General features: G+C 59.4%; 24 protein-coding genes. 18 read left to right on the top strand and 6 right to left on the bottom strand.

Going from position 1 to position 25,804, the window contains the following annotated elements; translation table 11 throughout:
- Window positions 1-94 precede the first annotated feature (94 nt).
- From mgtE to RD1_RS09315, 5 genes are all read left to right on the top strand, one after another.
- Window positions 95-1,486, top strand: a complete 1,392-nt coding sequence (gene mgtE, locus RD1_RS09295) for a magnesium transporter (protein WP_011568230.1) — start codon at window positions 95-97, stop codon at window positions 1,484-1,486.
- The gene (locus RD1_RS09300; RefSeq protein WP_011568231.1) at window positions 1,483-2,055 is read left to right on the top strand and encodes a 5-formyltetrahydrofolate cyclo-ligase; all 573 of its coding nucleotides are present in this window, start codon (window positions 1,483-1,485) and stop codon (window positions 2,053-2,055) included. Before mgtE ends, RD1_RS09300 begins: the two co-directional genes overlap by 4 nt.
- A gap of 162 nt (window positions 2,056-2,217) precedes the next feature.
- Window positions 2,218-3,030, top strand: a complete 813-nt coding sequence (locus tag RD1_RS09305; protein ID WP_011568232.1) for a TIGR00282 family metallophosphoesterase — start codon at window positions 2,218-2,220, stop codon at window positions 3,028-3,030.
- Window positions 3,027-3,932 (top strand): DMT family transporter, encoded by a 906-nt coding sequence (locus RD1_RS09310; RefSeq protein WP_011568233.1) that lies wholly within the window; start codon window positions 3,027-3,029, stop codon window positions 3,930-3,932. The genes RD1_RS09305 and RD1_RS09310 overlap by 4 nt, the downstream gene beginning before the upstream one ends.
- Before the next feature lie 51 nt (window positions 3,933-3,983).
- On the top strand, window positions 3,984-5,765 hold the full coding sequence (locus RD1_RS09315) for an SLC13 family permease (RefSeq protein WP_011568234.1): 1,782 nt from the start codon (window positions 3,984-3,986) through the stop codon (window positions 5,763-5,765).
- A 30-nt stretch (window positions 5,766-5,795) separates the two neighbouring features.
- Here the strand turns inward: RD1_RS09315 and RD1_RS09320 are convergent, their stop codons facing one another.
- Window positions 5,796-6,164: a hypothetical protein gene (locus RD1_RS09320; protein ID WP_245897239.1), complete on the bottom strand. Its 369-nt coding sequence runs from the start codon at window positions 6,162-6,164 to the stop codon at window positions 5,796-5,798.
- A gap of 333 nt (window positions 6,165-6,497) precedes the next feature.
- Window positions 6,498-8,270, bottom strand: a complete 1,773-nt coding sequence (locus tag RD1_RS09325; protein WP_011568236.1) for an SLC13 family permease — start codon at window positions 8,268-8,270, stop codon at window positions 6,498-6,500.
- A 249-nt stretch (window positions 8,271-8,519) separates the two neighbouring features.
- Between RD1_RS09325 and RD1_RS09335 the strand changes: the two genes are divergently transcribed.
- On the top strand, window positions 8,520-9,260 hold the full coding sequence (locus tag RD1_RS09335; protein WP_011568238.1) for a YebC/PmpR family DNA-binding transcriptional regulator: 741 nt from the start codon (window positions 8,520-8,522) through the stop codon (window positions 9,258-9,260).
- A gap of 49 nt (window positions 9,261-9,309) precedes the next feature.
- Here RD1_RS09335 and RD1_RS09340 read toward each other — a convergent pair whose 3' ends face one another.
- Entirely contained in the window at window positions 9,310-9,564 is a 255-nt protein-coding gene (locus tag RD1_RS09340; RefSeq protein ID WP_011568239.1) for a hypothetical protein, read from the bottom strand.
- Between the two features lie 171 nt (window positions 9,565-9,735).
- On the opposite strand from RD1_RS09340, the gene RD1_RS09345 reads away from it, so the two are divergent.
- From RD1_RS09345 to RD1_RS09375, 7 genes are all read left to right on the top strand, one after another.
- Window positions 9,736-10,641: a DMT family transporter gene (locus RD1_RS09345; protein WP_011568240.1), complete on the top strand. Its 906-nt coding sequence runs from the start codon at window positions 9,736-9,738 to the stop codon at window positions 10,639-10,641.
- 74 nt (window positions 10,642-10,715) lie between these two features.
- Complete coding sequence (gene betI, locus RD1_RS09350) at window positions 10,716-11,291, top strand: transcriptional regulator BetI (RefSeq protein WP_011568241.1); 576 nt, start codon at window positions 10,716-10,718, stop codon at window positions 11,289-11,291.
- Window positions 11,288-12,796 carry a choline-sulfatase gene (gene betC / locus RD1_RS09355; RefSeq protein ID WP_011568242.1) on the top strand — a complete coding sequence of 503 codons (1,509 nt, stop codon included), beginning with the start codon at window positions 11,288-11,290 and terminating at the stop codon, window positions 12,794-12,796. Before betI ends, betC begins: the two co-directional genes overlap by 4 nt.
- Window positions 12,797-12,835: 39 nt before the next feature.
- Complete coding sequence (betB, locus tag RD1_RS09360) at window positions 12,836-14,293, top strand: betaine-aldehyde dehydrogenase (RefSeq protein ID WP_011568243.1); 1,458 nt, start codon at window positions 12,836-12,838, stop codon at window positions 14,291-14,293.
- Entirely contained in the window at window positions 14,293-14,538 is a 246-nt protein-coding gene (locus RD1_RS09365; protein WP_044033055.1) for a DUF6552 family protein, read from the top strand. The genes betB and RD1_RS09365 overlap by 1 nt, the downstream gene beginning before the upstream one ends.
- Window positions 14,539-14,548: 10 nt before the next feature.
- Entirely contained in the window at window positions 14,549-16,207 is a 1,659-nt protein-coding gene (betA, locus tag RD1_RS09370) for a choline dehydrogenase (protein ID WP_011568244.1), read from the top strand.
- A gap of 86 nt (window positions 16,208-16,293) precedes the next feature.
- Window positions 16,294-16,938, top strand: a complete 645-nt coding sequence (locus RD1_RS09375) for a thermonuclease family protein (RefSeq protein WP_044033056.1) — start codon at window positions 16,294-16,296, stop codon at window positions 16,936-16,938.
- Window positions 16,939-16,940: 2 nt separating this feature from the next.
- On the opposite strand, the gene RD1_RS09380 is transcribed toward RD1_RS09375, so the two are convergent.
- Window positions 16,941-18,341, bottom strand: a complete 1,401-nt coding sequence (locus tag RD1_RS09380) for a helix-turn-helix domain-containing protein (RefSeq protein WP_044033057.1) — start codon at window positions 18,339-18,341, stop codon at window positions 16,941-16,943.
- A 111-nt stretch (window positions 18,342-18,452) separates the two neighbouring features.
- Window positions 18,453-19,682 (bottom strand): multidrug effflux MFS transporter, encoded by a 1,230-nt coding sequence (locus RD1_RS09385; RefSeq protein ID WP_044033403.1) that lies wholly within the window; start codon window positions 19,680-19,682, stop codon window positions 18,453-18,455.
- A gap of 469 nt (window positions 19,683-20,151) precedes the next feature.
- Between RD1_RS09385 and RD1_RS09390 the strand changes: the two genes are divergently transcribed.
- From RD1_RS09390 to RD1_RS09410, 5 genes are all read left to right on the top strand, one after another.
- On the top strand, window positions 20,152-21,684 hold the full coding sequence (locus RD1_RS09390; protein ID WP_011568248.1) for an acyl-CoA carboxylase subunit beta: 1,533 nt from the start codon (window positions 20,152-20,154) through the stop codon (window positions 21,682-21,684).
- Window positions 21,685-21,792: 108 nt separating this feature from the next.
- A complete protein-coding gene (locus tag RD1_RS09395; RefSeq protein WP_011568249.1) occupies window positions 21,793-22,185 on the top strand; it encodes a DUF6497 family protein in 393 nt (130 codons plus the stop codon).
- 79 nt (window positions 22,186-22,264) lie between these two features.
- Window positions 22,265-22,612: a hypothetical protein gene (locus RD1_RS09400; protein ID WP_011568250.1), complete on the top strand. Its 348-nt coding sequence runs from the start codon at window positions 22,265-22,267 to the stop codon at window positions 22,610-22,612.
- Window positions 22,613-22,925: 313 nt separating this feature from the next.
- Window positions 22,926-23,132: a hypothetical protein gene (locus tag RD1_RS09405; protein ID WP_011568251.1), complete on the top strand. Its 207-nt coding sequence runs from the start codon at window positions 22,926-22,928 to the stop codon at window positions 23,130-23,132.
- 116 nt (window positions 23,133-23,248) lie between these two features.
- A complete protein-coding gene (locus RD1_RS09410) occupies window positions 23,249-25,294 on the top strand; it encodes an acetyl-CoA carboxylase biotin carboxylase subunit (protein ID WP_011568252.1) in 2,046 nt (681 codons plus the stop codon).
- A 52-nt stretch (window positions 25,295-25,346) separates the two neighbouring features.
- On the opposite strand, the gene RD1_RS09415 is transcribed toward RD1_RS09410, so the two are convergent.
- Window positions 25,347-25,802: a DUF4174 domain-containing protein gene (locus RD1_RS09415; protein ID WP_011568253.1), complete on the bottom strand. Its 456-nt coding sequence runs from the start codon at window positions 25,800-25,802 to the stop codon at window positions 25,347-25,349.
- Window positions 25,803-25,804: the final 2 nt, after the last annotated feature.

Consider the following 25,804-nt stretch of genomic DNA (forward strand, 5'->3'; position numbering starts at 1 on the left):
GCGCTTGCCCCGGCAACAGCAACGATCATCCGCGCGCGCCATTGTAACCACATTGGCGCGCGCCTATTGTCTGCCCTGCAGCAGGAGGGCGCAGATGTCGGATCAAACCGAAACAGGACCAGTGGAGGTCGAGGACGACGCCTATGTGCTCGGTCCCAAAGCGATATCCGCCATTCTTTATGCCGTGGACATCGAGGATCAGGCCAAGCTGACCGCGTTGATGGAGCCTTTGCACCCGGCGGATATCGCGGACCTGCTGGAACAGATCAACGCCTTTGACCGCGCGCGGCTGATCCGTCTTTATGATCGTGAGTTTGACGGGGAAATCCTTTCGGAACTGGATGAAAGCATCCGCGAAGAGGTCATCGCCGTTCTCACACCTCAGGTCTTGACGCAAGCGGTCCGCGAGATGGACAGCGATGATGTGGTCGATCTGGTTGAGGATCTGGAAGATCATCAGCAGGAAACGATCCTTGATGCGCTTGAGGATGTGGACCGCGCCGCTGTGCGGCAGGCGCTGGGGTATCCCGAATATTCCGCCGGGCGTCTGATGCAGCGCGAAGTCGTCATGGCGCCCGAGCATTGGACCGTCGGTCAGGCGATTGATCATTTGCGCGCAACGCCTGAAGAAGAGCTGCCCGATCAGTTTTATCACATCGTGATCGTCGATCCGCGCCTGCATCCGGTGGGGAATGTCACGCTTGGCAAGCTGATGCGGTCCCGGCGTGAAACCCGACTCATGGATTTGCTGGAAGAAACCTTTCAGATCATTCCCGCCACGCAGGAGGAATCAGACGTCGCCTATGCGTTCAATCAGTATCACCTGATTTCCGCGCCGGTGGTGGATGAGGAAGGGCGGTTGATCGGCATTATCACCATAGACGATGCCATGGCCGTTCTGGATGAGGAACACGAGGAAGACATCCTGCGGCTTGCCGGGGTCGGGGAGGGGTCCTTGTCGGACCGCGTTGCAGAAACGAGCAAACAGCGGCTGCCCTGGCTGGCGGTGAATTTGCTCACGGCGATCGCGGCGTCCCTTGTGATTGCCCAGTTCGAAGAGGCCATTGCGCAGATCGTGGCGCTGGCGGTTTTGATGCCCATCGTGGCGTCCATGGGCGGAAATGCCGGGACCCAGTCGCTCACGGTTGCGGTGCGCGCCCTGGCGACCAAGGACCTCACCGGCGCCAACCTGTGGCGTGTGATACGGCGCGAGGTTCTGGTGGGCGCGATCAACGGGCTGATCTTTGCGGTGGTGATCGGTATTGTCGGTGTGATCTGGTTTGGCTCACCTGCGCTGGGGTATGTCATTGCCATCGCGATGATCATCAACATGATCGTCGCCGGGCTTGCGGGCACGGCCATTCCGGTTCTTCTGGACCGCATGGGCATTGACCCGGCGCTGGCCTCGGGTGCATTTGTGACAACCGTCACCGATGTGGTCGGTTTTTTCGCCTTTCTTGGCATTGCAGTTATGGTGCTTTTATGACGGATATGACCCAAATCAAGGCGGCCGCGCGCAAGGCTGCCTTTGCGCGTCGTGACGCGGCGCATGCGAAGAATACAGGGACCGGGGCGGGGATGCTGTCGAGCGTTCTGGCGGGCTATCGCGGGGTGCCTACGGCTGGCTATATGCCGATCCGTTCGGAAATCGACCCCATGCCCGCGATGATCGAGGCCGCGGCCCATGGTCCGGTTGGTGTGCCGGTGATCATCGGCGCGGGTCAACCCCTGCGCTTTGCCCGCTGGGAGCCCGACATGGAAATGGTCAGCGGTGAATTCGGCGTTCAGATCCCCGCCCATGCCGAGTATTTCGAACCTGAGATTGTGATTGCGCCGCTCGTGGCCTTTGATGCACAGGGGGGAAGATTGGGGTATGGCGGCGGGTTTTATGATCGCACGCTTGAGGGTTTGCGCGCCAAACGCGCGACCCTTGCCATTGGATTCGCCTATGCGGCGCAAATTGCCGATACGCTGCCACTGGAGCCAACGGATCAACCGCTGGATGCCATCGTGACGGAGCAGAAGATCTATGATTTTCGCTCAAGTGATGCATGAATAAATAGCTATAAAATATTGATAATATTAATTGTTAGGTATTGTTTTTTGGTGCCTTCCGCTGTCCTGTTAAAGGGTGCGGCACCGTCGGTCTTTGCATGGGCGTCAGAAATATGTTTCCCGGCTCTTGCCCTGATCGTATCGCGGGCCTAGGCATCTTGCATGAAAATCTTGTTTCTTGGCGACGTCATGGGCCGGGCCGGGCGGCGCGCAATCACGGAAAACCTGCCGCGACTGAGGCAGGAATGGCGGTTGGATTTCGTTGTTGTGAACAGCGAAAACGCAACCTCTGGCATGGGGCTGTCGGGCAGCCATGCAAAGATCCTGCTGGAGGCGGGGGCAGATTGCCTGACGCTGGGGGATCATGCCTTTGATCAAAAGGACATGCTGCAATTCATCCAGCACGAACCGCGCATCCTGAGACCTCTTAATTTCTCCAAGGCCGCACCCGGCAAGGGCGCGCGTCTGTTCACCGCCCAAAACGGGCGCAAGGTTCTGGTGGCGCAGGTCCTCGGGCAGGTGTTCATGAAGCGGCCCTTTGATGATCCGTTTTCGGCGCTTGAACCGGTTCTGAAAACGCACCCGCTGGGCGGGCAGGCGGCGGCGGTGCTTGTGGATATCCATTGCGAAGCGACCTCGGAGAAAATGGCGCTGGGGCACTTTTGCGACGGGCGGGCCAGCCTTGCCGTGGGCACGCATACCCATGTGCCGACCGCTGATGCGATGGTGCTGCCGGGGGGCACAGGCTATTTGACGGATGCGGGCATGTGCGGGGATTATCACTCCGTGATCGGCATGGAAAAATCCGAACCCCTGCGCCGGTTTATCACAGGCATGCCCAAGGAACGCTTCACGCCCGCGACCGGAACAGCCACCCTGTCGGGCGTTTATGTCGAGACCGATGACCGCACCGGCAAGGCCACCCGAATCGCCATGGTGCGAGACGGGGGGATACTGCAAGCCGCCGCGCCATGACCCGTCGGGAAACCGTGTTTTTCACCTGCGTTCTGGTGCTGCTGGGGGCCGGGTGGGGCGTGACGATCCCGCTCACCAAAATCGCGGTGTCGACCGGTTTTGGTCATTTCGGCCTGATTTTCTGGCAGCTGTGCATCGGGTCTGTGCTGATGGCCATTTTATGCGCTCTGCGCGGCAAGGGCGTGCCGTTCAACGCGTCAACACTGCGCGTCTTTGCGCTGGTGGCGCTGATCGGGACATTGATCCCCAATACCGCATCCTTTCAGGCGGCGGTCCATGTGCCGGCGGGGATCATGGCCATCTTGTTGTCGATGATCCCGATGTTCGCCTTTCCCATTGCGCTGGCGCTGCGGCTCGACAGCTTTTCATGGCGGCGCCTGTCGGGGTTGTTCGCGGGTCTCTTAGGCGTTCTGATCATCGTCATGCCGGGGGTAAGCGCGGCACTGGCGGCCCCGGTCTTCTGGCTGTTGGTCGCGATGATCGCGGGTCTTTGTTATGCCCTGGAGGGTAATGCGGTGGCCAAATGGGGCACTGCCGGGCTGGATGCGATACAGGTTCTCTTTGGCGCGTCCCTGCTGGGAACAGTCGCCATTTTGCCGGTGACCCTTGCATCGGGGCAGTTCATTCCCCCCGCTGATCTGAACAGCAGCGCGGGCCATGCGCTCGTTGCGGCCTCCGTTGCGCATGTGCTGGTTTACGCAGGCTATGTCTGGCTGGTCGGTCGGGCGGGACCGGTCTTTACCGTGCAGGTCAGCTACCTCGTGACCGGTTTTGCGCTTTTATGGGCGAAGGTCATACTTGCCGAAGCCTACCCGCCTGCGGTCTGGGCCGCTTTGGCGCTGATGTTTCTTGGCATGTATCTTGTTCAGCCGCGGGGCAAGGGCGGGCTTGCTCAAGTGTGACCGATCAGCGAAAGTGTCCGACAGGCGAGCAAAGCACGGAGCGCATCTGCATTGATACATCTCTTCCAGCTTCCCGCTCAGGCAGCGCCGCTTCTGACGCTTGCCATCGTGGGCGTCATGTTCGTTCTATTCGTCCGTGAAACCTTTCCCACAGAGGTTGTGGCCATTGCGGGCGCGGCGCTGATGCTGGTGATGGGGGTGTTGCCCTATGACGATGCACGCGCTGTGCTGAGCAACCCCGCGCCCTGGACCATCGCCGCGATGTTCATTGTCATGGGCGCGTTGGTGCGCACGGGTGCGCTTGATGTGTTGACGCGCGCGGCGGAAAGGCAGGCAAAGGTCCGCCCCAAGGCCGCTGTTGCCGGGGTGATATTATCCGTCATGGGAGCCTCTGCGATCATGAACAACACGCCGGTCGTTGTGGTGATGATCCCGGTGGTTGTGCAATTGAGTAAAACGCTGGGCGTCAAGGCTTCCAAACTGCTGATCCCCTTGAGCTATGCGGCGATTATGGGCGGTTCGCTGACGCTGCTTGGCACATCGACAAACCTCCTCGTCGATGGGGTGGCGCGCACCGAGGGGCTGGCCCCGTTTACCATTTTCGAGATCATGCCGATCGGGCTGGTGGTTTGTGCCTGGGGGCTGACCTATCTTGCCTTCATCGCGCCGCGCATTTTGCCAGAGCGCGACAGTATGGCGAATATGCTGACCGACCGCTCGAAGATGAAATTCTTTACGGAAGCGGTAATCCCGCCTGACAGCAACCTCATCGGGCGTTCGGTGCTGGGGGTGCAATTGTTCAAGCGGGAAGGCGTGCGTCTGATCGACGTCATTCGCGGCGATCTGTCGTTGCGACGGGACCTCAGGGCGGTTGAACTGGAAGTCGGTGACCGGGTGGTTTTACGCACGCAGATGACCGAGTTGCTGAGCCTTCAGACAAACAAGGAATTGCGCCGCGTGGATCAGGTCTCTGCAGTGGAAACGACCACGGTAGAGGTATTGATCACGCCGGGGTGTCGCATGGTCGGGCGCTCGCTTGGCGGGATGCGCCTGCGGCGGCGCTACGGTGTGTACCCGCTGGCGGTGCACCGGCGGAACCAGAACATCGGGCAAAAGCTGGATTCCCTCATCGTCAAGGTCGGGGATACCCTGCTGCTGGAGGGGGCGCCGGCGGATATCCAGCGCCTTGCGGATGACATGGACGTGGTGGACGTTTCGCACCCCACGGAACGGGCGTATCGGCGCAGCCATGCGCCGATTGCCATCGCCGCCCTGGCCGGGATCGTTGGTTTTGCGGCCTTTAATGTCGCACCCATTCTGCTTCTGGCCGTTGTTGCGGTCGCGCTTGTGTTGGTGACCGGGTGCATCGACGCGGATGAAGCGTTCTCCTTTGTGGAGGGGCGCTTGCTTGCGCTGATCTTTTCGATGCTGACGGTCGGTGCCGCACTACAGCAATCCGGGGCTATCGCATTGATCGTTGATGGTGTGTCGCCGGTTTTGATGACAATGCCGCCTGCTGTCGTTGTGCTGGTGGTTTTTGCCATGACTTCTACCTTGACCGAAATCGTGTCCAATAATGCGGTTGCGGTGATCATGACACCGCTTGCGATTGGGCTGGGCACTGCTTTGGGGCTTGACCCGCGCCCGCTGGTGGTTGCCGTCATGATCGCGGCCTCTTGCGCCTTTGCCACCCCGATCGGATATCAGACAAACACCCTTGTCTACGGTCCCGGTGGGTATCGTTTTACCGATTTTACGCGGGTCGGCTTGCCGCTCAACATAAGTATGGCGGTGATCGTTTCGCTCGTTATTCCGCTGATCTGGCCGCTCTGAAACACCCGGCCACGGCCGCTCGGCAGCCCCTCAGGCGACCGGTGGTTCGCCAAAGGAAACGGTGCTGCCATCCTTGTCGAGCAGGGACCAGCGCGCCACGACGAAATGATAGGAGCCTGTTTCCCATCCGCTGTCGTCAATTTGCCTGCTGCGCCGCCAGGCCCCCTCAACCCGGACGGGGAGCCGAATCTTTTCCACGTCCGGCGGCCGGGCACCGGCGGCGGCGGCTTTCTTGCGCGCGATGGACATCAATGCCTTGAGTTGTGCTTCCAGGGGGCCGACCTCCGCCGTGCGGCGACCGGCAAAGAATATATCAATCTCGATCTTTCTGTCGACAAACCCGCGCACGATGAGGTCATCACGGCTGTTGCGGCGCATGAGCGGGATGAGTTCAAGCATCTGCTGACATATCGCGGTTTTGAAAAGACCAGCATCCTCAAAGGCCGGAGTCACTTCACTGGTGTTCCTGCGCGACTGATACATTTCATTTTTTGAGTATGAGAGCATGTTCCCGGCCTGTGATTGAACCACGCGAAACTGTAGCCTTCGACCCGTTAAAGAATGGTTTCGTGGGGCGATATTGTTCCCGATCACGGCTCTTGCCCGCAGGCGGCAGATGCCTGAGTTGCGTGCAGTGATCGCATCTGCAAGAGACAGACGCATCAAAGCAGGTGCCGCTGCCGTCCCATAGCAACAACGTGGCAGCGCGCTGTTTTGCCTGTTTCTGCCGTCTCACAAAGGCCAGAAAATGAGGATTGCTGGGATGCTGACGGCGACGACTATGATCTCCAGCGGCAGGCCCATGCGCCAGTAGTCGCCAAAACCGTATCCCCCGGGGCCAAGGATCAGCGTGTTGTTCTTGTGCCCGATGGGCGTCAGGAAGGCGCTGGAAGCGGCCACGGCCACAGCCATCAGAAAGGGGTCGGGGGATACCCCAAGGCTTTGCGCCATCTGGATGCCCACGGGGGCTGCGACGATGGTGGTTGCCGTGTTGTTCAGGACATCTGACAGGCTCATCGTGACAATCATCAGCACCGTCAGAACCGCCCAGGCCGGGAGCCCGTCGGTCAAAGAGACCAACGCCGTCGCGATCAGTTCCGTGCCGCCGGAGCTTTCAAGTGCCGCACCCAGCGGGATCATGGAGCCGAGCAGCACAACGACCGGCCAGTTGATGTGATCATAAAGCTCGGCAAGCGGTATGATTTTTGTCAGCACATAGGCAACCACCACCAAGCCCATGGCGATGGGCAGATACAACAGCCCGACGCTGGCCGTCAAGACCGCGGCCCCGAACAAACCTATGGCCAGCCATACTTTTTTGTTGACGGTCACCGCCAGCCCGCGGTCGGCCAGAGGCAGGCAGCCAAGCCAGTCCGCCACATCCGGGCCTGTGTCGCGCGGCACCAGCATCAACAGGATATCACCGGTCTGAATGGGCGTTTGGCGCAACCGTTTGGTCAGGCGTTTGCCGCGCCGCGACACGCCCAGCAACACGCTGCGCTGTCGCCATGCAAGCCCGATGGCCTGCGCGGTCTTGCCTTGGATGCGCGCATCTTCAGGCACCACGACTTCGATGACCTCGACACCTTCGCCTGCTGCATGCAACGCCTCTTCGCGCTTGGCGTCCGTGACCGCCAGATCAAGGCTGGAGCGGAATTCATCGAGGGCTTCCGGCGTTGCCTCCAGCACCAGCGCATCACCCGCTTCAAGCACAGTGTTGCGGGCCTGCCCGTACCGGCGTTTGCCATCGCGGACAAGGCCGATAATCGCAACATCTGCCTTGTCTGCGGCCTCGCTCAATTCGGCGACGCGTTTGCCGATCTGCTTGTTGCCCTCGGGCACGGTCAATTCGGCAATATACTCTGAAATATCATTGCTTTGGCCTGCGTCTGTCTCACGGGTCGGAATCAAGCGCCACCCGATCAGGGACACAAAGGCAAGGCCCGCGATGGCCGCCGCCCCGCCGACCGGGGCGAAATCGAACATCGCGAAGGGCGCGCCCAGACTGTCTTCGCGGATGGCGGCAATGATGATGTTGGGCGGGGTGCCGATCAGTGTCACCATGCCGCCAAGAATTGTTGCAAAACTCAGGGGCATCAGGCTCAACCCGGCGGCGCGCCCTGCCTTGCGCGCGGTCTGGATATCGACTGGCATCAACAGGGCGAGGGCGGCGACATTGTTCATAAACGCGGAGAAAACCCCGCCGATGGCCCCCATGAGCGCGATATGCGCACCCAGACTGCGCGAGGCATCCACCAGCGTGCGCGTGATCAGGAAAACAGCGCCCGAACGCACCAACCCCGCCGAGACGACCAGCACAAGGGCAACGACCAGCGTGGCCGGATGCCCAAAACCCGAAAACGCGTCTTTGGTGGGGACAACGCCCAGAACCACGCCAATCAGCAAGGCAGAAAAGGCAACGATATCATAGCGCAACCGCCCCCATAGCAGCATCGCAAACACGGCGGCAAAAAGGGAAAAGAGAATGATCTGTTCGTTTGTCATGATCCGCCGATCTACGCATAGGCGGTGCTGCGGGGAAAGGGGGAAAGTGCGGCGAAAACTGGCGCGCCGGCTTTGACACAGCTTGCCTTGCCCCTTGTGCCGCGCGCCAAGAGGAAAAGACGGGCAGGGTGGCGCTGGCTCCGTTCATGTGCGGCGCGGCATCAAATTACGCATCCGTGCGGCCTTGCCCCTTCCAGCGCTCCTGTTTTATAGAAAACGCTCACGGTGAAGTCAGGGACGGAAAACGAAATGGCAGGCCACTCAAAATGGGCAAACATCCAGCACCGCAAAGGGCGCCAGGACGCCGTGCGGGCAAAGCTCTTCTCCAAACTCAGCAAGGAGATCACAGTTGCTGCGAAAATGGGCGATCCTGATCCTGACAAGAACCCGCGCCTGCGCCTGGCGGTAAAAGAGGCCAAATCGCAGTCCATGCCCAAGGATAATATTGATCGCGCGATCAAGAAGTCCCAAGCCGGGGATGGCGACGAGTACGAAGAAATCCGTTATGAGGGCTACGGCCCGAATGGCGTTGCAGTGATCGTTGAAGCGATGACTGACAATCGTAATCGCACAGCGTCAACAGTGCGGTCGACCTTTACCAAGAATGGCGGCAACCTTGGCGAAACCGGCAGCGTCGGTTTCATGTTCGACCGCAAGGGCACGGTCACCTATCCGGCGGATGTCGGGGACGCGGACACGGTGCTGATGGCGGCGATCGAAGCCGGAGCAGAGGATGTTGAAAGCTCCGAAGATGGCCATGTTATCTGGTGCGCGGATACGGATCTCAACGAGGTTGCGACCGCGCTGGAGGCCGAGTTGGGCGAAAGCGAGCAGACCAAACTGGTATGGCGGCCGACGACCACGACAGAATTGGACCTTGAGGGAATGCAAAAGCTGATGCGCTTGATCGAGGCCCTTGAAGATGATGACGACGTGCAGCGGGTCACGGCCAATTTCGAAGCCTCGGATGAGGTGATGGAGCAGCTTTAACGCCAGAACCCGTCTGCTCAATGCACCATATCTGCGACGGGTTCGACATTCAGCCGGACGTTTTTTGCCCTGTGAGCATCATACGCGCCATCTGGGCCCACGACGGGGCGGCGTTGCCGTTTTGCGCGGCACGCGCGCGCCCGACACGTTTCATCAACTGCTTGATTTCGTTCAGTTTTCGGCGCGCGCCTGTCCCGCCCGCCGCACTCTGGACAGACAGAATTTTCTTCTGCGTGTGTAGCGCTGCTTCGATCATGTCGATGTCTTTCGACGTCAGATCGAGACGGTTCAGGTTATCAAACATCACACCTCCTGTTTACTCTCACTACGATATGGTCATCTGCAAAAGATACGCCAATCATCCCTGATCAGATTTATGTGATGAGAGTTTTATGGATAAACTATCCGTGAACGGCACAGCAGCGCCCTTCGGTATGCCCCTTGCACTATTTCACCAAGAAGGTGTCTATGGCGCATGTCCATGACCAAGACCTCTCAGCCCCTGACCGGCATTTTCTGGATGCTGGTGACAGGTATTTGCTTTATCTCCGTTACGGCGTTGGTGAAATTCATGGGCACCGGGCTGCCGCCGGCGCAGATGGCTTTCCTGCGGTATCTGCTCGGGCTCGTTTTTCTGATCCCGGCCATCGGGGCCTTGCGGGCCGCGCATCTGACCCCGCGCCAATGGAAGCTCTTCGGGTTTCGCGGTGTGATCCACGGGCTGGGCGTGATTTCATGGTTCTACGCCATGACGCGCATTCCGCTCGCGGATGTCACGGCGATGAATTACCTCGCCCCGATCTATGTGACGATCGGGGCCGCCGTGTTCCTTGGGGAGAAGCTGGCCTTTCGGCGCATTGCCGCTGTCGTGATGGCGCTGATCGGGGCGTTCATTATCCTGCGACCCGGGTTTCGTGACATCAGCAGCGGGCACTTTGCCATGCTGTTTACGGCCCTCGCCTTTGGTGCGTCTTACCTGACGGCAAAGGTCACGGCGGATGAGGTCAAACCGTCCGTTGTCGTGGCCATGTTGTCGATTTTCGTCACCATCGTGCTGGCCCCTTTCGCGCTGATCAACTGGGTGACACCGACCCTTTGGGAGCTGTTTTTGCTCTTTTGCATAGCCTGCTGTGCGGTCGCCGGACACTACACCATGACGCTCGCCTTTGCCGCAGCACCAGTCACCGTTACGCAGCCTGTCACCTTTACGCAGCTGATCTGGGCGGTGCTCTTGGGATATTTCGCCTTTGGGGAGGCGGTGGACATCTGGGTGGTGATCGGTGGTGTTGTGATCCTGTCATCCGTTACATTCATCACCTGGCGCGAAGCGGTGCTCAAGCGCAAACCAACGACACCGACGCTGAACGAGACCAAAGGTTAGCGTCGTTTTTATTGATTGACGGATCAATCAAAATCCTTTTAGGGATGGCTTGCGTGCTCAGACCCGGAGGGAAAATGCCAAAAGTTGGAATGGAACCGATCCGTCGGACGGCCCTGGTCAATGCCACCATCGCTGAAATCGGCGCGCGCGGCTCGCTGGATGTCACCGTCGGTCAGATTGCGAAACGCGCTGGCATGTCCACCGCGCTGGCGCATCATTACTTTGGCGGCAAGGACCAGATATTTCTGGCGGCGATGCAACAGATCCTGCGCGATTTCGGTGCGGAAGTGCGCCGCGGTCTGCGCGCCGCCCCGACGCCGCGCGCGCGTGTGGAGGCGTTGATTGATGCCAGTTTTGCGCCGTCGTGTTTTACGCCCTCGACCATCAGCGCGTGGATGACGCTTTACGCATCGGCTGCGACCAATCCCGATACGCTGCGGCTGTTGCGGGTCTATCAACAGCGGCTGCACTCAAACCTCATCCACGCCTTGCGCCCGATTTCGTCCGATCCGGTTGCGCATGCAGAGGTGATCGCGGCACTCATAGATGGCCTTTATCTGCGCGCCGCCCTGTCGCGTTCAAAAAGTGCCGACGCCGCACGCGATACCGCCCTTGCCGCGTTGTCGACCTTGCTGGAGCGCCCCGCATGAGCAAGCCGAACATCCTGATCCTGATGGTCGACCAGTTGAACGGCACCCTTTTTCCCGATGGCCCAGCCGAGTGGCTGCATGCGCCAAACCTGAAAAAGCTCGCCGCGCGCTCAACACGGTTCAAGAACGCCTATACCGCCAGCCCCCTGTGCGCGCCGGGTCGTGCCGCGTTCATGTCGGGTCAATTGCCCTCGGCCACCGGCGTTTATGACAATGCCGCCGAATTCTGTTCCTCGATCCCGACCTATGCGCATCATCTGCGGCGGGCGGGGTATCAGACCTGCCTGTCGGGCAAGATGCATTTTGTCGGCCCCGATCAGTTGCACGGCTTCGAAGAGCGCCTGACCACCGATATCTACCCGGCGGATTTTGGCTGGACCCCGGATTATCGCAAACCGGGCGAGCGTATCGACTGGTGGTATCACAATATGGGCTCGGTCACGGGCGCGGGTGTGGCCGAGATTTCCAACCAGATGGAATATGATGACGAGGTGGCCTTCAACGCGACCCGCAAACTCTACGATCTGTCACGCGGGGCAGATGCGCGCCCCTGGTGTCTGACGGTCAGCTTCACCCATCCGCATGACCCTTACGTGGCGCGCAAGAAATACTGGGATCTCTACGAGGATTGTGCGCATCTTCAGCCTGAGGTCGCGGCCTTTGACTACGCCGATCAGGACCCGCACAGCCAGCGTATTTTCGATGCGAACGACTGGCGCAGCTTTGACATCACGAAACGCGATATCGAACGGTCCAGACGCGCGTATTTTGCCAATATCAGTTACCTCGACGACAAAATCGGTGACATCCTGCAAACGCTGGAAGACACGCGGCAGGAGGCGATCATCCTCTTTGTCTCGGATCATGGCGATATGTTGGGCGAGCGTGGGTTATGGTTCAAGATGTCCTTTTTCGAGGGATCCTCGCGGGTGCCGCTGATGATCTCTGCGCCGCAAATGGAACCGGGGCTGCAGACAACGGCCGTGTCCAACATCGATGTCTGTCCGACGCTCTGTGACCTTGCGGGCGTGTCGATGGACGAGGTGATGGCATGGACAACCGGGGTGTCGCTGGTGCCCATGGGGCAGGGGGTCGAACGCACAGAACCCGTTGCGATGGAATATGCGGCGGAAGCCTCCTATGCCCCGATGGTGTCCCTGCGCTATGGCCCGTGGAAGTACAACAAATGCGTTCTCGATCCGGAACAACTGTTTGATCTGGAAAACGACCCGCACGAATTGCACAACCTTGCCGGGCACCCGGATCACCAAGGCACCCTGTCGGCTTTGCGCAGCAAGGCGGAAGCGCGCTGGGATCTCGACGCCTTTGACGCCGATGTGCGCAAAAGTCAGGCGCGCCGCTGGGTCGTCTACGAGGCCCTGCGCGAGGGCGGGTACTACCCATGGGACTATCAGCCCCTGCGCGCCGCATCCGAGCAATACATGCGCAATCACATGGACCTCAACGTGCTCGAAGAGAGCAAACGGTTTCCGCGCGGTGAGTAACCACGCCCCAAAACCCCTGCACCAAAGGCAATACAGCTGATGAGTTATCCAACCCAACCCACCGCCAGCCATTTCATCAACGGGCAATATGTCGAAGATACCGATGGCGCAGCGATTGAGGTCATTTACCCCGCAACCGGTGAGGTGATCGCAACGGTGCATTCCGCAACGCCTGCGATCATTGATGCAGCACTGGATGCGGCGCGGGCTGCACAGGCCGCATGGGCGGCCATGACAGGTACTGAACGCGGGCGCATCCTGCGCCGTGCTGCGGACATGATGCGTGCCGCCAACCATGACCTCAGCGTGCTGGAAACCTATGACACCGGAAAACCCTATCAGGAAACATCGGTGGTCGATGCAACAAGCGGTGCGGATGCGCTGGAGTATTTCGGCGGTATGGCAGCAACGCTGACTGGCGAACATATCCCGCTGGGCGAGGATTGGGTCTATACCCGCCGCGAACCATTGGGCGTGTGTGTCGGGATCGGTGCGTGGAATTATCCGACGCAAATCGCCTGCTGGAAGGGCGCACCAGCGCTGGCCTGCGGCAATGCGATGGTGTTCAAACCGTCCGAGACGACGCCGCTATGCGCCCTGAAGGTGGCCGAGATTCTGCATGCTGCGGGCCTGCCCAAGGGCCTTTACAATGTCATTCAGGGTATGGGCGATGTGGGGGCTGCATTGGTCGCGGACGCACGGGTCGACAAGGTGTCCCTGACCGGTTCTGTGCCGACCGGACGCAAGGTCTATGCCGCCGCAGCCGAGGGCATCAAACACGTCACGATGGAGCTTGGCGGTAAATCCCCGCTGATCATTTTTGACGACGCTGATCTGGAAAATGCGGTCAGCGGTGCGATCCTTGGGAATTTCTATTCCTCCGGGCAGGTCTGTTCCAACGGAACGCGCGTTTTCGTTCACAAAGCCATCAAACACGCCTTTCTCAAGCGCCTCACAGAGCGATTGGCGACTGCCGTTATCGGTGATCCGATGGACCCGCAAACCAGCTTTGGCCCCATGGTGTCGGAGCGGCAAACGTCCATCGTGCTGGACTACATCGCGAAAGGGCAGGCGGAGGGCGCGCGTCTTGTCTTTGGCGGCGCGCGGATGGACCGCGCGGGGTTTTACGTGCAACCCACCGTTTTTGCGGATGTGCATGATGACATGATCATCGCGCGGCAGGAAATCTTTGGCCCCGTCATGGCGGTGCTGGATTTCGATGATGAAACAGATGTACTCGCCCGCGCCAATGACACCGAATTTGGCCTTGCGGCGGGCGTATTCACTTGCGATCTGACCCGTGCGCATCGCATCGCAGCCGGGTTCCAAGCAGGCACCTGCTACATCAACACCTACAACGACGCGCCGGTGGAGGCGCCATTTGGCGGCTCAAAAGCCTCCGGCGTGGGGCGCGAAAACTCCAAGGCTGCCATCGAACACTACAGCCAGATCAAATCCGTTTACGTCCGCATGGGCGATCTGGAGGCTCCTTTCTGATGACCAGCACACCAAAGACGCCAACGCGTATCCAAACCGTCGATATCGTCAAGTGGATCGCCACAATCGTGCAACTGATCGGCTATGGGCTGACCGGGCTCAACATCGTGCCATGGAACGTTTTCGCTTTCTTCATCGGCATTTTGCTGTGGCTGGCGGTTGGCGTGATGTGGAAAGACAAGGCGATCATGGTCGTCCATATCGGCGCGTTTCTCTCCTTGTTCATTGGCTACATGAACGCCTGAGGATCATGTGATGCAAGCAGATTTCGTTATCGTGGGGGCGGGCAGCGCAGGCTGCGCGATGGCATACCGCCTGTCCGAGGCGGGAGCATCCGTCATCGTCATTGAACATGGGGGGACAGATGCCGGGCCGCTCATCCAGATGCCCGCAGCACTTTCCTATCCGATGAACATGAAACGCTATGATTGGGGCTATAGCTCGGAGCCTGAGCCGCATCTGGGCGGGCGCAGGCTCGCTTGCCCACGCGGCAAGGTCATCGGCGGCTCATCCAGTATCAACGGCATGGTCTATGTCCGCGGCCATGCGATGGATTTTGACCATTGGGCAGAGCAGGGCGCGGAGGGCTGGTCCTATGCGGATGTGCTGCCCTATTACAAACGGATGGAGAATTGGCACGATGGCGGTCATGGCGGTGACCCTGCGTGGCGCGGCACCGACGGGCCGCTGCATGTCAGCCGGGGGGCACGGCAAAATCCGCTCTTCAAAGCCTTTGTGCAGGCCGGGATCGAGGCAGGCTATCAGGCGACCGATGACTACAACGGTCACAAGCAGGAAGGTTTCGGCCCGATGGAGCAAACGGTCTGGCGCGGGCGGCGCTGGTCTGCGGCAAACGCCTATCTGCGCCCCGCGCTGAAGCGCGACAATTGCACGCTTGTGAATGGCCTCGCGCAGCGGGTGATATTCGAAGGGCGCCGGGCGCGCGGCGTCGAAATCCTGCAAGGCGGCAAGACAAAGGTGATCCACGCGGCGCGCGAGGTCGTGCTTGCGGCCTCATCCATCAATTCGCCCAAATTGCTGATGCTCTCGGGTGTCGGCCCGGCTGGGCATCTGGCGGAACAGGGCGTTGACGTGATCGCGGACCGCCCCGGCGTGGGGCAGAACCTGCAGGATCATCTGGAACTTTACCTGCAGATGGCCTCGAAACAGCCCATCACGCTCTATCGCTATTGGAACCTGTTTTCCAAGGCCGTGATCGGCGCGCAGTGGCTGTTTACAAAAACCGGCATGGGATCGTCCAACCAATTCGAAAGTGCAGCGTTCATCCGGTCCAAGGCGGGCGTGCCCTATCCTGATGTGCAGTACCATTTCCTGCCAATCGCCGTGCGCTACGATGGTAAAGTCGCGGCGGAAGGTCACGGGTTTCAGGCCCATGTGGGGCCGATGCGGTCAAAATCACGCGGGTCGGTTACGCTGGCCTCGCCTGATCCGGCTGAAGCGCCGAAAATAACCTTTAACTACATGTCGCACGCGGATGACTGGGAGGATTTCAGGCGTTGCATCCGCCTGACCCGCGAGATTTTCGCGCAGGACGCGTTCAAACCCTTCGTCAAACATGAGATCCAGCCGGGTGCTGCCGTGCAATCCGATGACGCCTTGAATGACTTCATCTCGGAACATGTGGAAAGCGCCTATCACCCCTGCGGCACCTGCCGGATGGGGCGTGCCGATGATCCGCAGGCGGTTGTGGACCCGCAGGCCCGTGTGATCGGTGTCGAGGGGCTGCGCGTCGCGGACAGCAGCATTTTTCCCCGGATTACCAACGGTAACCTGAACGCGCCCTCCATCATGGTGGGGGAAAAAGTCTCTGACCACCTGCTGGGCAAAGACACATTGGCGCGCAGCAATGACCGGGCGTGGATACATCCGGACTGGCAAACTGCACAGCGGTAAGCTTTGGTTAGTCTAGATTGAGGCCAGCGCTTGTTTTGGCGGCGTGAGATGCACATCTCATGCACATGGTGAGGTGGGTCTTGAGCATGTTGACTGCAATGGCAGTCTGCACGGGTGCGTCGTCTGCGGTGGCGGGTACTGTGGGCGTGATCCGCGTGATTGACGGTGATACGCTGGATGTGGGCGGCACGCGTGTGCGTCTGCACGGGATCGACGCCCCCGAAGCGGATCAGACCTGCACCACGACGGGCGGTGAGATCTGGCGCTGCGGCGCTTGGGTCAGTCAAACCGTAACGGCGCGCTTTGGCGGAAAAACAGCGCGGTGCGTTTCGATAGATACCGACCGCTATGGCCGGATGGTGGCAAGATGCAACGTCGATGGACAGGACATCGCGGCAAATCTTGTGACAGAGGGTCTGGCATTCTCCTACAGGCGATACTCTGACGCATATACCGGCATGGAACGCGCCGCCGCATCACGTGGCGCAGGGCTTCATTCGAGCCGTTTCCAATCCCCGGCGGAGTTTCGCAAATCACGCTCGAACGCCGATGCGCCGCCGGACGGGGCGTGCCGGATCAAGGGCAACATCTCAAGCGATGGCACGCGCATCTATCATGTGCCGGGCCAGCATCATTATGACCGCACCCGTATTCGTACCAAACAGGGCGAGCGGTGGTTCTGTTCTGTGGCCGAGGCGCGCGCGGCGGGCTGGCGTGCCGCCCGCCGGTAAGCCTATCCGATGCTGTAAGGCAGAACATCCCGCAGGTTCGGATCGACCTTGAGCTGGCGTTCCAGCGGTGGCACGGCGCGTTGATGACAGGTGCTGCGCTCGCAAATCCGGCAGGAAATACCAATCGGTTCAAAGGCGTGATCCGTCGTCAGATCCATACCATCAGCGTAGACCAGATCGCGCGCATGACGGACCTCGCACCCCAGCGCGATGGCATAGCGCCGCACGGGCGCGCCGAACCGCCCGCCGGGTTTCGTCACATCACGCGCCAGGCTGATGTAGCGTACCCCATCTGGTGTTTCCGCCAGTTGGCGCAGAAAGCGGCCGGGCAATTCAAAGGCACGGTGCACATTCCACAAAGGGCAGGCCCCCCCAAACCGCGCGAATTGCAGGCGAGTGGCGGAGTGGCGTTTCGTGATCGTGCCCGCCTGATCGACCCGCACGAAAAAGAACGGGATACCTTTGGCCCCGGGGCGTTGCAGCGTGGAGAGGCGATGCGACACCTGCTCGATCGAGGCGCCGAAATGCCCTGCCAGAACTTCGAGGTCATGCCGACACTCTGCGGCGACCTCTTGGAACTTCGTGTAGGGCATCAGCGCTGCACCCGCGAAATAATTGGCAAGTCCGATCTTGGCGATGGCGCGCGCCTCGGCGGTGTGGAACCGGGCAAGGTCGAGCGTCGCCTCAAGCAGGGCGTCCTGTTTGACCAGAGCCACCTGCAGCAGCAACTGAAAGGTCTGGCTTTCTGCAGGGGCCCGGCGCGACAGGGTCAGCTTCTTGGTTTCCGCGTCATACTGCCGGAGCCGGTCCGTTTCCTCAAAAGCGACGGTTACATCGCTGTTGCCGAGGGTGGAGACAGCGGCCACGCGGATGTTTCGATAGGTCCCTTCCCGCGTCGCAAAACGCTCAGCGGCGCGATCCACGGCGTCGATGTAATTGTCGCAATAGTGAAAGAAATCGCGCACCTCTTCCCATGGACTGGGAGTGGCGCGCGCATCTTCGCGCCCCAATGCCTCATCCAGTGAGGCCAGCCGTTCCTGCATCTGTCGGTAGCTGCGGTGCAGTTTCAGGAAAGCATGTGCAAAGGTCGGCGCATTTGACGCGGCGAGCCGCAAATCCGCGAGGGGCGGCAGGGTTTCTGCAAAAACCGGGTCGGCCAATGCTTCGCGCATGTCGCTGACCAGCCGCTCGCTGTCGCCCTCGCTGAGTTCCGTGACATCCAGACCGAACTCCTGCGCCAAGGCCAGCACAACCGTTGTCGACACCGGCCGGTTGTTGTTTTCCATCTGGTTGAGATAGGGCAGAGACACGCCCAGCTTTGCGGCAAAGTCCTTTTGCGTATGGCCGATACGGGTGCGCAGCTCTCGCAGCTTGGCCCCCGCGTATAGTTTTTGTGTGGCCATTCGGGTGCCTTTCCGCAGATTTTGCAAATGGGTCGAGTCGGCAAAGGCTAACTTTGCAAACCCGCCGAAGCAAGGTGCGTCATCATGGTTAAGACTTGCCTAACCGGTGGCTTAAAACGGGCTGTTCTGGCGCGTCAGGCGGCGTTCGCGTGCATAGACTGCCATGATCGACGCAACTGCCGCGAGGGCCGTCGCAAGCATGATGTAAAGCAGCGGAAATGCGCCTGTGGCTTCGTTCAGGGTCGCGCCTGCCAGTGCGCTCAATGCCGCACCGCCGCCGATCATGATGGCCCCGCCAAGGCCGGAGGCCGTGCCTGCCAGATGCGGGCGCACCGACAGCATGCCGGCGGTCGCATTCGGGATCACAAGGCCGTTGCCCAAGCCGACGAATGTCATCAGGCCAAAAAAGCTGATCGGGCTGCCCGCGCCGAGGAGGAAGATTAGCAAAGACAGCGCCACGCCCGCGGCATTGATCAAGGCACCGATCAGGATCAGCGTGTTGATCCCGACGCGTTGCGCGAACATTCCGGTGAACATATTGCCAAAGAAATACCCGATTGCAGGCGCGCCAAAGAAAATCCCGACCCAGAAGGGTGTCATGCCGAAGACCACGGAGCCCACGAAAGGCCCGCCGCCCAGATAGGCGAAAAACGCGCCTGAACAAAAACCCGCCGCCAGCGAATAGCCCCAGAACCGCGGGGAGGTGAGGAGTTCGGGGTATTCGGCGAATTGCGCGGTCAGGGTCTTGCCGCTCTTGACGGCCGTTTCTCCCATATCCGCCCATGCCACCCAGAGCATGAGCGCACCGAGAATGAAAAGGGCCCAGAAATTAGCCTCCCATCCAAACATCTGATCCAGAATTCCGCCAAACATCGGGCTGACCATGGGCACCACCGCCATGCCCATCGTGACATAGCCGATCATGGAGGCTGCCTTGTCCTGTTCGAACATGTCGCGCACGGCCGCACGGCTCAGCACCATCGCCACAGCGACCACGGCCTGACACATGCGAAAGAACAGGAACACCTCGACCGATGGCGCATAAATGCAGCCCAGCGTGGCGAGAAGAAAGCCGGCCAGACCGACCAGAATGACCGGCCGGCGCCCGAAGTTATCCGAGATCGGCCCCAGAAACAGCTGCAACACCCCGCTGATGCCGAGATAGAGCGCCACCGAAAGCTGCATGATCCCGTAATCCGTTTCAAAATGCGCGGTCATGCGCGGCAGACTTGGCAGGAACATGTTCATGACAATCGCGGACATGCCTGCCAGCAGGATCAGCGTCGAAATGTGCGGGGGTGTAGTCCGATCAAAGAAACGAACGGCGGGTAGTTTAGACATAACGGTTTTGTAGGTCAGCACTGGCGGCTTGTCCATCGACAGACCCGTAATCCGTCGCCCGGGCGCGCAGACACACCGTCCCGGGCCGGGTTTTGATGAGCTGCGAAAGGACCCCGCACCCCGAAGTGTTCAGAGGAGATGTGGGGCGGGGGCTGCCCGGTTGTATCTCGGGGAAATGATCTCGCGTTGTGCTGTCTCGCCCGGCTCGGTCTCTCTGCCCGGCGCTGGTCAGAGTGCGTTCGGTATTTCTGGAGGTGGAAAAAGTCTTTAAGTCGTTGACTATATGAGGTAAATACCCACTATTCCGGGCAACAGCCAATAGGTGCAAAACCCTGCTGCCATAGGAGCATATTTGCAGTTTTGCACTTTGCAAATATTACCGTGAATAAAGTTTGCAAATTTGCTTCTTTGTCCTTCGATTCCGATCCTTGTTTCGGTAAAAGTCCGAAAACCAAAAATGGGGTTCAGAATGAAAGACATCCTTGAGCAACTCGAAGATCGCCGGGCAGCTGCCCGATTGGGTGGCGGGCAAAAGCGGATCGATGCACAGCACGGTCGTGGCAAGTTGACGGCGCGTGAACGTGTGGACCTTTTGCTTGATGAGGGCAGCTTTGAAGAGTTCGACATGTTCGTCACGCACCGCTGCACCGATTTCAACATGCAAGATCAAAAGCCTGCGGGCGATGGTGTTGTTACGGGCTGGGGGACGATCAACGGACGGGTTGTCTATGTCTTCAGTCAGGACTTCACCGTGCTTGGCGGTTCGGTGTCCGAAACCCATTCCAAGAAAATCTGCAAGATCATGGATATGGCGATGCAGAACGGGGCCCCGGTGATTGGGATAAACGACTCGGGCGGCGCGCGCATTCAGGAGGGTGTTGATTCCCTTGCGGGTTATGGCGAGGTTTTCCAGCGCAACATCATGGCGTCGGGCGTTGTGCCGCAGATCAGCATGATCATGGGGCCTTGTGCGGGCGGTGCGGTTTATTCTCCGGCGATGACTGACTTCATCTTCATGGTCAAAGACAGCTCTTATATGTTTGTGACCGGACCCGACGTGGTCAAGACCGTTACAAATGAACAGGTCTCTGCGGAAGAGTTGGGGGGCGCCACGACGCATACCCGCAAGTCATCGGTGGCCGATGCCGCTTTTGAAAACGATGTGGAAGCCTTGGCCGAAGTGCGTCGACTGGTCGATTTCCTGCCTCTGAACAACCGCGAAAAGCCGCCGGTACGACCGTTTTTTGATGATCCGGACCGGATCGAGCCCTCGCTGGACACGCTTGTTCCGGACAATCCGAATACGCCTTACGATATGAAGGAGCTGATCCATAAGCTGGCGGATGAGGGTGACTTTTACGAAATACAGGAAGAGTTCGCAAAAAACATCATCACAGGCTTCATCCGTCTTGAGGGGCGCACGGTGGGTGTTGTCGCCAACCAACCCCTTGTTCTGGCGGGATGTCTGGACATTGACAGCTCGCGCAAAGCGGCGCGTTTCGTGCGCTTTTGTGACGCCTTCGAAATCCCGCTGCTCACCTTGATTGACGTGCCCGGCTTCCTGCCCGGCACCAGCCAGGAGTACGGAGGTGTGATCAAACACGGTGCCAAGCTGCTTTACGCCTATGGTGAAGCAACGGTGCCGATGGTGACGGTCATCACACGCAAAGCCTATGGCGGTGCCTATGTCGTGATGTCATCCAAGCACCTGCGCGCTGATTTCAACTACGCCTGGCCAACCGCCGAAGTCGCGGTGATGGGGGCGAAGGGGGCCACTGAGATCATTCACCGCGGTGATCTGGGTGACCCTGAGAAAATCGCGCAACATACGGCTGACTACGAAGAGCGTTTTGCCAACCCCTTTGTCGCCTCCGAGCGCGGGTTTGTGGATGAGGTGATTCAGCCGCGCAGCACCCGAAAGCGTGTGGCGCGGGCCTTTGCCTCCTTGCGCAACAAGTCGGTACAGATGCCGTGGAAAAAGCACGATAACATCCCACTGTAAGGTGTTGTAAGGTATGATTTTCCATAAATCTCCCGATACCCCGGAACATGTGCCGCCGTTTGACTGCGTCACGAGGGTTGATGGCGGGTCGGCGGTGCCGGGGCGGATATGTCAGTCGCGGTAATAATGCCAGATGCGGGCGGGGCGTTTCACCAGAACGCATCCGTGCAAGACGTGCCGTCCGGTCAGGTCATCGAGCTGTTCGAAGTGCTGATTGATCAGGTGGGGGAGGAAGTCTGGCTGCGCTTTCGGTTTCTGGCGTTGGGCATCGGGCGAGACGCATTCGACCTGTCGTTTGCGCAGGTGGAGAGCGATTTCGAGCATTTGTGCAACACGGTCGCCTTACCCTACATGCGGCAGTATTCGCTGGAAACAGATGTGATTTCCATCGCGATGTTGGATCGACCGTTGGAATTCGGCGCGTCTGATTCAGAGGCAACACAGTATGTCGAGGCCTTTCGCGTCGTAGATGGCGCCTGCGCATGGAAGGATTTATGGTGAGCGACGCGCACCCGAGGTTCAGTGATCATGGCACCAGCCGCCATGGTGTTGATGCGATGCATGAGATAAGTGATGTAATATGTTGAAGCACAAGGGCTTTCCTGGAAGGCTTCCGGGAACAGACTATCATTTCACGCTGCGCAGGTTCAATCCGCGTGGGGTGACGCCTTTGTCCCGCCGTGAGCGGTTTCACGACCGCAAGCCCGCGGACCGTCGGGCGGATGCCGCGTTTTTCAAAGCGCTGTGGCTGCATTTTGGTGCGGAGCCCTTCGAGCGCGGAAATCTGGACGCGGGTCGCTTGTCATGGCTTTTCGGCCGTGAAGTGGTTGCCGCGACGGATCCATTTGATCCTGCAAGCTATGAAGCGATGCTGGTCATTGACGAAAAAGTGGCGCGCGCCTCTTTCCCGGAGGCCTTTGAGACATGATCGGCATTTTTTCGCCTGAATTTCCGTCCAAGCGGCGGGTCCTGGCCAGTGAAGCGATTTTTTCCAAATTTTCGCTTTATTTTTCAACCGAGGCGTGTATCCATGAGAGTGCAGATGCCGGCGCATATCCCCGCATGGTATCTGTGTACACTATTCGTACCCCTTCCCCTGACGGGCAACGTGGCGCTTTTTTGCCATTGTTGCCCGTCTCTTTGAGCAGGGTGGACAACTGTGGTATTCTGCCGGTGAGGCAGAGCGCACGTATCTCCGCCTCACCCAAAAAACAAAAGAACAAGTTCAGAGGAATTCGGGAATGCAGATCAAAGCAATCGCATTTGTCATGGCGGCAGGGTTCAGTCTTGCGGCCTGTGGCGACTCAATTGGTGAACAGGCCGTCGGGGGTGCTGCCATCGGTGCCGGTGCGGCGGTTATCACGAACAACGGTCTCGCTCAGGGGGCGGCACTTGGTGCGGGGGCAAACGTGCTCTACTGCCAGCTCAACCCCGGTCAGTGTAACTAGACCGAACACGAACATCCAAGCGCCTTCATTCGGGCTGCGCAGGCTAGGCTTGCGCGGCCCTTTGGCATGTCTTGGCCTCACTCAGAAATATCCTTCCTGCTACAGAAAGACTTCACATGTTCAATAAGATCCTGATTGCCAACCGCGGAGAAATTGCCTGTCGTGTCATCAAGACCGCGCGGAAGATGGGTATAACAACCGTTGCGATCTATTCCGATGCGGATCGGCAAGCCTTGCATGTCCAGATGGCGGATGAAGCGGTGCATATCGGACCGCCTCCTGCAAACCAGTCCTACATCGTGATTGACAAGGTCATGGAGGCGATCAAATCCAGCGGGGCGCAGGCGGTGCATCCGGGTTATGGCTTCTTGTCCGAAAACGCCAAATTCGCGCAGGCGCTTGAGGCGGCGGGTGTTGCCTTTGTTGGCCCGCCTGTCGGGGCCATCGAAAAGATGGGTGACAAGATCACGTCGAAAAAGATCGCGAAGGAGGCCGGGGTGAGCACCGTGCCGGGCTATATGGGCCTGATCGAGGACGCAGAGGATGCGGTCAAAATCTCGAATGAAGTTGGCTACCCGGTGATGATCAAGGCCTCGGCGGGCGGCGGCGGCAAGGGCATGCGGATCGCCTGGAATGACGATGAGGCACGCGAGGGATTTCAGTCGTCCAAGAACGAGGCGGCGAACTCCTTTGGCGATGACCGCATTTTCATCGAGAAATTCGTCACGCAGCCGCGCCACATCGAAATTCAGGTGCTCTGTGATACCCATGGCAATGGGATTTATCTGGGCGAGCGGGAATGTTCGATCCAGCGCCGCAATCAGAAAGTCGTCGAAGAAGCCCCAAGCCCGTTTCTGGATGAGGCCACCCGCAAAGCCATGGGCGAACAGGCGGTCGCCTTGGCGCAGGCGGTTGGCTATGCCTCCGCAGGAACGGTTGAGTTTATCGTGGATGGGGACAAGAACTTCTATTTCCTCGAAATGAACACGCGGTTGCAGGTGGAGCATCCGGTGACCGAATTGATCACCGGTGTCGATCTGGTCGAACAGATGATCCGCGTGGCCAATGGCGAAAAGCTGTCGATCACGCAGGACGATGTCACGCTGACGGGCTGGGCGATTGAAAACCGACTTTATGCCGAAGACCCCTATCGCGGATTCCTGCCCTCCATCGGGCGGCTGACGCGCTATCGCCCGCCTGCAGAAGTCGCGGCAGGTCCGCTGCTAGAGCAGAAAACATGGCAGGGGGATGCACCAGCGGGCGATATGGCCGTGCGCAATGATACCGGCGTCTATGAGGGCGGCGAGATCAGCATGTATTACGACCCGATGATCGCCAAGCTCTGCACTTGGGCGCCGACGCGGGCAGAAGCCATTGAGAAGATGCGCGTTGCGCTGGACAGTTTCGAGGTGGAAGGCATCGGGCATAACCTGCCGTTCCTGTCGGCGGTCATGGATCATCCAAAGTTCGTGTCGGGGGATATGACCACGGCCTTTATCGCCGAGGAATACCCCGATGGCTTTGAAGGGGTCGACTTGCCGGAGGCCGAGTTGCGCCGCATTGCAGCGGCCTGTGCGGCGATGCACCGGGTGGCTGAAATCCGTCGTGCGCGGGTGTCCGGCCGCATGGACAACCACGAGCGCAAAGTGGGCAGCGACTGGAACGCGCATCTGCAGGGCCATTCGTTTGACCTCAAGATTGACGCGGATCAGGACGGTGCAACAGTATTGTTCGAGGATGCCGCGCGCCTGCGTGTGTCCGGCTCATGGACGCCGGGCGATCAATTGGCGGAAATGACAGTCGCGGATGCGCCGTTGATCCTGAAGGTTGGCAAGGTGTCGGGCGGTTTTCGCATCCGCACCCGTGGCGCGGACCTCAAGGTCCATATTCGCACACCCCGTCAGGCGGAACTGGCCCGCAAGATGCCTGAGAAACTGCCGCCCGATACATCGAAAATGCTGCTCTGCCCGATGCCGGGTCTGATGGTCAAACTGGATGTCGCCGTCGGCGACGAGGTGCAGGAAGGTCAGGCGCTGTGCACAATCGAAGCGATGAAGATGGAGAACATCCTGCGCGCCGAACGCAAGGGAGTCGTGACCAAGGTTAATGCCGATGCGGGCGACAGCCTCGCGGTAGATGATGTGATCATGGAGTTCGAATAAACGCGATGCCTGAGTGTCCGTCGCCGCAGATTTTCAGGAAAGATGCCGCGCGCTACCCTTCGGCGGCGCGCGCCTTTTCCTCGCGGATTTCGCGCTGGCGGATCGGCATCTTGTCAATGCTGCGGCTCACCTCGCGCACATCCCACGGGAAGGGTTTGCGCACGTTGACTGTGCCCTCCTTGTTGATCAGGACCAGCATGAAATTGCGCGGGCGCAGTTTGCGCCGCAGATCTGACAGCGGTTCGGGGTTGGTATCCGTGATCACGACAACGTCGCGCGCCATCAATTCATCCGGTCTTTCGCGCAGTAACTTCATCTGTTCGACAAAGGCCGGGTCCAGATCCGAATCGGCAAAAACCACGACGGGGCGTTTTTTCCACTTAAATTGTGACAAATCCACTTCATCCATGGAAAAGAACAACTGTTCGCTCGCAGGGGCCTCGCCATTCTCGGCACTGAGGGGGGAGGCGAAAAGAGCTGCTAAAACAAAGGGTAGTAGTGTTTTCATGA

Origin of the sequence: Roseobacter denitrificans OCh 114 (genome assembly GCF_000014045.1) — a bacterium.
Classification (GTDB): Bacteria; Pseudomonadota; Alphaproteobacteria; order Rhodobacterales; family Rhodobacteraceae; genus Roseobacter; species Roseobacter denitrificans.